The organism is Okeania sp. SIO1H4, assembly GCF_010672695.1.
GTDB lineage: Bacteria > Cyanobacteriota > Cyanobacteriia > Cyanobacteriales > Microcoleaceae > Okeania > Okeania hirsuta.
In genome coordinates this window covers 1-1,898 of sequence record NZ_JAAHGB010000167.1, presented here as the reverse complement: position 1 = coordinate 1,898, position 1,898 = coordinate 1, and the positions used below count along the sequence as shown (strand labels likewise).

Sequence of the window (1,898 nt, the reverse complement as noted above, 5' to 3'; positions counted from 1 at the left end):
CTACAGGAAATGATGGTTTTTTCTTGCGAGGGTAGCCTTCTTCCCTCTTCCCTCTTTCTTCTTCCTTCTTCCTTCTTCCTTCTTCCTTACCTTTGCTATACAAGACCGATGCTACCGGACATGATATTAATAATTAGAGTTGTCGCTAAATAAAGGGAAAAAATCACTCTAACCTAGACAGAGCAATAATTCCCAGCAGTTTTGCCTTCCAATAGCTACAATCCTTACAGAACAAGGTTTTTGGGGGTTTTTAAGTTATAAAGCGACAAGTCTATTGATTGTGATGTTATTGAACCAAATTTAATATTATCAGGATGTTAGGTATGAGGTACGAAAAACTAGGACTTGAGATTGCTTTCCGTTCCGGAATGCTCCGCAAACCCTATGGGTCGCAATGACGGAAATACGTTCAGGTGCGTAAGTCCTATTAGTATAAGTCAAACATCTGCCGCCTTTTTTGCTTCTTCTAACCAACGATCAAACAACTCTTGATTATTTTCAACCCACTCCTTAGCATGGCGACGAATATCCTCTGGAGAATCTTCACCCTCTTTAATATATAGACTTTCAACATTCATATCCTCAGCAGGAATTTGAACCAGTTCAAACCAACGTTTGGCAACTGGGTTAGCTGCTAAAAATTCTTTGTTAGCAAAAATTCGCAGGCGATCAACAGCAAATCCAAGATTTTTACCTTCTATAGTGGTGTCTTTTACTGTTATATTTTTCTGGGATTCTGGAAGAGAGGTAAAGGGAACTTCCAACCAAATTATATCTTTGTCTGGTTTTAAAACTGTAGATACCCAGTGAGGATTATAAGCATAGTAGAGAAGACTTTTCCCTTGCTGGTAGCGACTAATAACATCTGCAAGCAAAATAATGTATTGTCCTCTATTGTGTTCAACTGTATCTTCTAGTCCATAAGCTTTGATATGATGATCGATTATTCGTTCACAAAACCAACCAGGATTACAACCAACTAAATTAGCTTTACCATTACCATCCGAATCAAATAGTTGAGCAATTTTCGGGTCTTTAAGTTGTCCAAGATTAGTAATTTTATATTTATCGGCAGTTTTTTTATCGATTTGATAACCTTGTATCAAATCAGGAGTCAGAACTCCAACTCGCTCTAACTTTTTTTCACCCCCAGCATTATTAAAATATTCTTGGTGTGCTTTTTCAGCACCGATAACACTATAATCTAGGTCACTATTAGCAACAGACAAATAAATAGCAGGGTAATCAATTTCTTTCGGTTTTTCAATCTGATAACCAAGTTTTTCCAGACCAATATTCACAATTTCTGTTTGGAAATGTTCTTCAACCCAATTACTATGGGCAGCACGAACTCTAGTTTTTTTTACAGACGAATTTGATTGACAGGCAATTAAACCTATCAACAAAATTGTCAAAGTCATTCCTAAAGCAAATTTTCTGAACTTTTGTTTCATTAAACAGTTCTAATTAACTTATAATAAAGATTATTTAGGTAGACTATATCCTCAAACATTTGATTATCCAAAAACTTTATAAAAGCTTAAGTATTCTATATTTTCATAGGCAAAAATTATGCACTAAATTACAATCTAATACTAGAGCGTTAATCAAACAAATGAAAATTATTTGTTATCAATAATTCGCAGGCGATCGCTAATTATTTTGAGATATGAAAAAATACTCTGGAGCTGAGTTTAGAGGTAGGAAGCAAGAGGCATTATCAATTACCAGTTATTAGTTATCAGTACCGCTCTAATTATTTCGAGATATGATATCATGTCCGGTAGCATCGGTCTTGTATAGCAAAGGTAAGGAAGAAGGAAGAAGGAAGAAGGAAGAAGAAAGAGGGAAGAGGGAAGAAGGCTACCCTCGCAAGAAAAAACCATCATTTCCTGTAG

At 35.6% G+C, this 1,898-nt stretch carries 1 protein-coding gene; it reads right to left on the bottom strand.

The window, feature by feature from the left end:
* Positions 1–437 precede the first annotated feature (437 nt).
* The gene (gene proX / locus F6K06_RS33430) at positions 438–1,454 is read right to left on the bottom strand and encodes a glycine betaine/L-proline ABC transporter substrate-binding protein ProX (protein ID WP_124145990.1); all 1,017 of its coding nucleotides are present in this window, start codon (positions 1,452–1,454) and stop codon (positions 438–440) included.
* Between the last annotated feature and the right edge of the window lie 444 nt (positions 1,455–1,898).

Bases quoted from the DNA above. Each gene is read 5' to 3' on its own strand.
- proX (WP_124145990.1), bottom strand. From the start codon at position 1,454: ATGAAACAAAAGTTCAGAAAATTTGCTTTAGGAATGACTTTGACAATT.